Raw genomic sequence first — 6,362 nt, forward strand, 5'->3', positions numbered from 1 at the left:
ATATGGAAAACTTTTTATAAATACCAGCCTACTTGTATAACTTAGTCGTGGGAAGTTATTAAGCAATATGCGAATGAATTAAATCCATAACTGTTGAATTTAGTCAAAATATAAAACTCTTTTAGATTGAGCATCGTCTAATATACAGGAAAAAGAGGTGAAATAAGTGGATTTACTGTATTTGAAGACAGAATGCAACAATGAAGATGAAGTGATGACTCACTTAATGGAAAAGCATGGTCAGGAACTTCTTTACTTGACATATTCGTATGTGAGAAATAAAGAGGCTGCACAGGATTTAACGCAGGAAGTTTTTATTAAGTGTTATCAATCTTTACATACATACAAAGGGTCAGCTTCTGTGAAAACATGGTTATGGCGTATTGCCATAAATCATTGTAAAGATTACTTGAGAAGCTGGCATTTCCGCCACGTATCTTTAGAAAATAATCCAAACGATTTAGCTATAGGAACTAGCAGAGAGGTAATAGAGAAGGAAGTTATTAGAAAAGAAGAGGATAAAATGCTTGCTGAAGCAGTGCTTTTGTTGCCTGTTAAATATCGTGAAGTTGTATATTTATATTATTTTGAAGAGCATTCCTTGGTTGAAATTGAGGAAATTTTGAACGTTAACTTAAATACTATTAAAACCAGATTGCGTAAGGCAAAGCAACTCCTAAAAAAAGAATGGGAGGAAAATAACAATGGAAGAAAAATTGAAGAATTTGCGGAAATCAATGAAAAATACGGTGTTAAAAGAACTGACTTTTGAAAAGAAGCAAATGGACTCTATTAGAAAAAGCTATAGTGAAAATTTTAGACTGTCCATCCTACAACTATTAAGAAAAGAAAAATCAGGAACCGAACTACTACAAGGATTGCGTGCCAGAGGAATAACAAATTATGATCAATCAGAAGCTGTTCTTTACACGGATCTACACGAATTAGAACAAAAACAGTTGCTTTTAAGCCGTTGGATATACGAAGAAAAACGCTATGTACTGAATAGAAAAGGGCTTAAACATCTGGAGGAATTAGAAGAATCCACAAATAAAAAGTTTAGTAAAAGGCTACAAGAATTATGGAGCGGAGGAAGAAATGTATGAGTAAGTTTCATTATCTTCAATCCGTTACCCAATGGATAAGTTCTAAAGAAGCAAAAGACCTTGTAGAAAAAGAATTACAATACCATATTCAAAAGAAAATAAAAGAACTGGAAGAGAAAGGATTCACAATGCAAGATGCGGAAAGAAAAGCAATAGATGAAATGGGAAATCCAGTAACTGTAGGCAAACGATTTAATCAGTTATATAAGCCAATGTTCGATTGGGTGACAATTGGAGTGTTTCTTATCTTGTTGTTGGCGGGTTACTTGCTATTGTTTCTACTTGAAGATTCGGGGTTTCATTTAAGTTGGTTAAATAAAAGTATTTCAATTGGAATAGGAATGATAGTTGCAGTATTCATCATGTTTTCTAATTACCGGGTGTGGGAGAAATATAAAATGCCTTTACTGATAGGTGCTGTTTCGTTTTTGTTATTCTTTGTTTTACATAATAAATATGGGGTTTTAACTAGCTGGTTTGGTACAACCAATGGTAGACCGTATTTTATGAAGCCAATCCTTGACTCTACAATGATGATTCCTTTCTTTTTAGTAGCTGTTGCAGGATACTTAGCGAAGCCTATTAACCGGATTCAATGGGTACAGCTTGTATCATGCTTACTGCTTTCATTTCTAATGATGATATCTGTGCACAACTTAGCGATGACGATAGCTCTCTTTGTAATGGTTATTGGAATGCTACTATATAGTAAACGATATAGAACGGTAGGCATTTTAATTATACTTCCAGTCCTAGGAATTATGTTTATTCCTCTTGCACCCCATTATATAGATAGAATTACTAGGTATGATCATTACGGAACGACGGTCGCAAAAAAAATATTATCAGACGCTTCATTACTTCCACAAGGGATACCGGCTGATATAGTGCTACCTCATACAGAGCTGGCAGCTGTGACCATAATATATGGCCTAGGATATATAATATCTTTTCTATTATTGTCCGCGTTACTATTTTTATTATATAGGGCTGTGAGAATAATAAGTGAAATTAAATCTGAATTCGGTAAACTCCTTATAGTTGGAAGTTCTACATTATTTGCATTTCAATTGCTCTATAACCTAGGGATGATTACCGGTCTTGTTCCAATTATGGCAGTCCAAGTGCCATTTTTAAGCTATGGAATACAGCCAATTTTACTTAATGCAATATTTATTGGAATTTTGCTGAGTACGTTTAGAAGAAAGCATTTAATATGGAAAGAATGCTAGCCATATTCAAAGAATAGGAAATTATTATTTAAATATTAGAAGATTGAAGGTGTTGTAAGATGTGAAGGTAAGTTTTGTTCCTCTTCAAAGATAAAATGCTCGAATTGTTCTTATTTATTTTGAAGAACTTTTTAAAAAAATGACGAAGCTTAAAGTTGACTGATTTGATAGCGGGAATCGAAGGCTATAGTTGAAAAAATATGTAGTTATCTTGATATCGAGTCTTCAGCAATCGGGCGCAATTGATCAATAAGAACAGTCGCTTCTTGTGCTAACGAAGCAGGAATGTGTAATAAAGGGGGATATTAAATGGAACTAAAAATTGAGTATTATGTTCTGGCTTTGCTTGTAATTTCGTTTGGGTTTTTCTCTATTGTTGCTGGTTTCTTGGATGGGACAAGTGAGGCATATAGAGACTTTTTACTAACTATTGCAGTAGTTCACTTTGTCATGTCAAAATTGATAACAATAAAACAGAATAAAGGGCAACAAGAAAAATAATTTTTTTATTAACGGGTGCTTATCTGCAACAAGATAAGCATCTTTTTATGGGAATATATCTTGAGTAAATGTCTGATATTTGAAATAATTGGTATTAAGCAATAGGGTAGCATTCCTGTGAAGCAGATTTTAAATGAAGATAAATATATGGGGGGGTGGCTATGTGGATAGGAATAGTTTTAGCTTTTATAGGCGGAGCTTTAACGTTATGGTTGGAGGGATTTGGGGGATTATTTATTACAAATATTAAGCTGGGGTTTTTAACAGGAATCTTTCTTAATTTCTATCTGAACTATGTGGACGAAAACTTACTATAGCTATTCAGCTAACTGGGGGGGCGATTTCAGCATAGCAGATCGCCCCTAACTTAAGATTAGGGCAGGATTGTGGAATAAGGATATGCGTACAAATTGAATATTCAAAGGGGCGAGTGCAATAGATAAACGAAGGGAAGCTACACCGAAATATTTTATACTGATGTCTGTAATTTTAGGTCTACTCGTTATTATTCAAAGTGTACCAGTTATTTACGCCCCTCATACATTTGTGAGAGTTGTAAACTTAATTGTTATCATCTTTCTATCTGCAATTGTGGGGGCTTTTATTAGAGAAGTGTTTGTTTTAAAAAAGAAATAAAATCAACGGGACAAAAGATATAGACCAATAATTAGGGTTACTGGGTTTTCTGTTATATAGGGCTTTAATTGAAGAACAAATCCAAGTTATCTCGAAATCGAGTCTTCGGCAATCGGGCGCCATTCTTGAAAAAGAATCGGTGCTCATTTTGTATTTAAGGGTCATATTGTGGAGTAACACTTTGTTATTACGTAAAGACGGATAAGGTCGAACAAATAGGGCTTAAGTGGTGCAAAAGAGAAAAGGAGGCTAAGGCCTGTAACAAAGGCTTTAATCCGCAGAGCAAACCACCAGTTTACACTGGTGGTTTTAATTCATAAGAATGACCATAATTTTCTATTTCAGTTAAGAAGACTTGATACTAGGCATTAGGGTGAATGGTACTATGCTTTCTTTCAATAATCTGATCTCACTTCCATTTTGGCTAATTTCGGAAAATAATAAAAGCCAGGTAAACAATGTAGATAATCGCCAATATGGTGCCTTCTATCCTCGAAATCTTGTGATGTGTTCTTGATATGATCAATAATAATAATGTCACAAAAATCATTAACCACATATCTAAAAATATTTTTGGATCTACAGCTAATGGGTGAATACTTGCTGAAGCTCCTAAGATGAAAAAGATATTGAAAATATTACTACCAACAATATTACCTAGAGCAATCTCTGTTTGTTTCTTCAAGGCTGCGGTTACAGAAGTGACCAATTCAGGAAGCGATGTTCCAACTGCCACTATGGTTAAACCAACAAGAGTTTCACTCATCCCAAGTGAAAGAGCAATTTGGATGCTGTTTTCAACTACAAGATAACCTCCAAATACAATTCCAGCAAGGCCGCCAATTGTAAATACAATGTTTTTCATCCATGATGGCTCCACCACATTAGGATTTTCGTTCTCTGTCTTACCACGACTGTTCCTTGCCATCTCAAATACATAGTAAAGAAAAACTGCAAAGAATAGTAGTAAAAGGATACCCTCAGTTCTAGTGATTAGATTGAATTCTGAGTATTGAAGTTGAACATCGCTAATAAGTATTAGCAACGAAACAGCTCCCAATAAAGCAAAAGGGATTTCCTTCCTTATAGTATCGTTCTGTACAGCCAATGGGAATACAAGTGCAGTAACTCCTAAAATGAAAGTTACATTAAAGATATTGCTTCCAACGACATTTCCAATAGCAACATCACTGTTTCCTTCGAAGGCAGCAATAAAGCTAACCGATGCCTCAGGAGCGCTCGTACCAAAGGCTACGATTGTCAATCCAATCAACATTGGTGAAACCCTCAAAGTTTGTGCTATTTTCGAGGATCCTTCCACAAAATAGTCAGCTCCCTTAATTAGAAGAGCAAATCCTACAAGCAATATAAGGTATGTCATATGTTCACCTCTTTCATATACGTCCATAGATTGTTTATCAATTGCTTAAACAATATACATAAACTTTACTATAAGTAAAGGGCTGATTCAAAAATTATATGGGTAAGACAAAATTACTGTACAAATATACTCTTCAAGAGAAAAATATATTAAACAATCGGGCGCTTTTCAGTAGTAACGAAAGCGCCTTTTCCTATGTTTCCCAACCTCTATGTACTATCCTAAACTAAACCATTCCCCTAGATTGTTGAATAAAATCGTATAAAACCTACTTTTCTAGTCAATACTATTCTTAAGATTAATTGGTTTGTAAACTAGGAGAGTGGTGTAGATGTTATTGTCACAAGTTTGGGAGAAATACCAGCTTGATAAAAAGATAGAGGGGTATTCACCGCTAACATTAAAAACCTATTGTTTTCAATATAATATGTTGTTGCGCTACTTTGGAGATATCGAACTGAACATACTGACCACAGATCAGTTAAAAGAATATTTGATCAAGGGAAGCACACATTTAAAACCCTCTAGTTTGGGGCATAGAGTTCGATGTATTAGGTCATTATTTAAATGGGCAAATGACGAAGGGTTTATAAAAAAGAATCCTGCAGCTAAGTTGAAAGAACCTAAGCTAGGGAAACGAATTCCAAAATTCTTAACCGAACTTGAAATTGAACACCTCCGTGAATCCTGTCAAAACTCCATGGAGAATGCGTTATTTGAATTCTTTTATTCAACTGGTTGCCGTATTGGCGAAGTTGTTAAACTTAATCGTGATGATATCAATTTCGCTTCAAATTCGGTCATCGTTCATGGAAAAGGGGATAAAGAACGAGAGGTATATTTCAATACTCGGTGCTCCTTGTGGTTAAAGAGATATCTGGATGAGCGAGATGACCAGGACCAGAGTTTGTTCATAACCGAGAGGAGACCTAAGAGAAGAATGAGTATCGACTTAATAAGATACATCATTAAGCGTATTTCTTCTGGAGCCGGGATTAAGAAGAACATTCATCCACATCAATTAAGGCATAGCTACGCTACTCATATGATTAACAATGGCGCTCCACTGGAAGTAATACAGAGTTTACTTGGACATGAAAAAAGTGAAACAACGAGAATTTATGCTCAGCTAAGTGGGAAATTGAGAAAAGATCTCTATAGCAAATACTTTTAAAAAAATCACGTTCGAAATTGAGCGTGATTTTTTATATTGAATGAAAATAAAAGATTGAGTTTATCACTTGTTTTTGAAATAATTGGTATTAAGCAATCGGGCAGCATTCCTGTAATGAAGAAAAATGAGGTTTGAACAAAAAAATAACCTCTTGGTATGATATGAGTGTCCTGAAGCTGGCCAGCGAAAAGGACAAAACATATTTACCAGGAGGCATTCAATATGAATTATAACCAAAATGAAAAGATTGCTCAAATTACTTCTGAAACACTGATTATAGGTGTAGATATTGCGAAGTTCAAGCATGTAGCTCGTGCTCAAGACTTTAGAGG

Annotated in this window: 7 protein-coding genes; 6 read left to right on the forward strand and 1 reads right to left on the reverse strand. The window is 34.8% G+C overall.

Features of this window, described 5'->3' with window-relative positions; translation table 11 throughout:
• Positions 1-214 precede the first annotated feature (214 nt).
• The 5 genes from M313_RS0108030 to M313_RS26125 all read left to right on the forward strand — a co-directional run bounded on the left by M313_RS0108030 (position 215) and on the right by M313_RS26125 (position 3,156).
• A complete protein-coding gene (locus M313_RS0108030; protein ID WP_234946554.1) occupies positions 215-772 on the forward strand; it encodes a sigma-70 family RNA polymerase sigma factor in 558 nt (185 codons plus the stop codon).
• Positions 705-1,106, forward strand: a complete 402-nt coding sequence (gene lstR, locus M313_RS0108035) for a helix-turn-helix domain-containing protein (RefSeq protein WP_010194051.1) — start codon at positions 705-707, stop codon at positions 1,104-1,106. The genes M313_RS0108030 and lstR overlap by 68 nt, the downstream gene beginning before the upstream one ends.
• A complete protein-coding gene (locus tag M313_RS0108040) occupies positions 1,103-2,338 on the forward strand; it encodes an FtsW/RodA/SpoVE family cell cycle protein (RefSeq protein WP_010194052.1) in 1,236 nt (411 codons plus the stop codon). Before lstR ends, M313_RS0108040 begins: the two co-directional genes overlap by 4 nt.
• A gap of 309 nt (positions 2,339-2,647) precedes the next feature.
• Positions 2,648-2,839, forward strand: coding sequence for a hypothetical protein (locus tag M313_RS0108045; RefSeq protein ID WP_010194053.1), 192 nt, complete (start codon positions 2,648-2,650; stop codon positions 2,837-2,839).
• Positions 2,840-3,000: 161 nt separating this feature from the next.
• Positions 3,001-3,156 (forward strand): hypothetical protein, encoded by a 156-nt coding sequence (locus tag M313_RS26125; protein WP_010194054.1) that lies wholly within the window; start codon positions 3,001-3,003, stop codon positions 3,154-3,156.
• Between the two features lie 743 nt (positions 3,157-3,899).
• On the opposite strand, the gene M313_RS0108055 is transcribed toward M313_RS26125, so the two are convergent.
• Positions 3,900-4,856 carry a calcium/sodium antiporter gene (locus M313_RS0108055; RefSeq protein WP_010194056.1) on the reverse strand — a complete coding sequence of 319 codons (957 nt, stop codon included), beginning with the start codon at positions 4,854-4,856 and terminating at the stop codon, positions 3,900-3,902.
• Between the two features lie 331 nt (positions 4,857-5,187).
• On the opposite strand from M313_RS0108055, the gene xerA reads away from it, so the two are divergent.
• Positions 5,188-6,030, forward strand: coding sequence for a site-specific tyrosine recombinase/integron integrase (gene xerA, locus M313_RS0108060; protein WP_010194057.1), 843 nt, complete (start codon positions 5,188-5,190; stop codon positions 6,028-6,030).
• The last annotated feature ends 332 nt before the right edge of the window (positions 6,031-6,362 follow it).

The organism is Bacillus sp. m3-13 (genome assembly GCF_000175075.1).
Taxonomy (GTDB): Bacteria; Bacillota; Bacilli; order Bacillales; family Bacillaceae_I; genus Sutcliffiella_A; species Sutcliffiella_A horikoshii_C.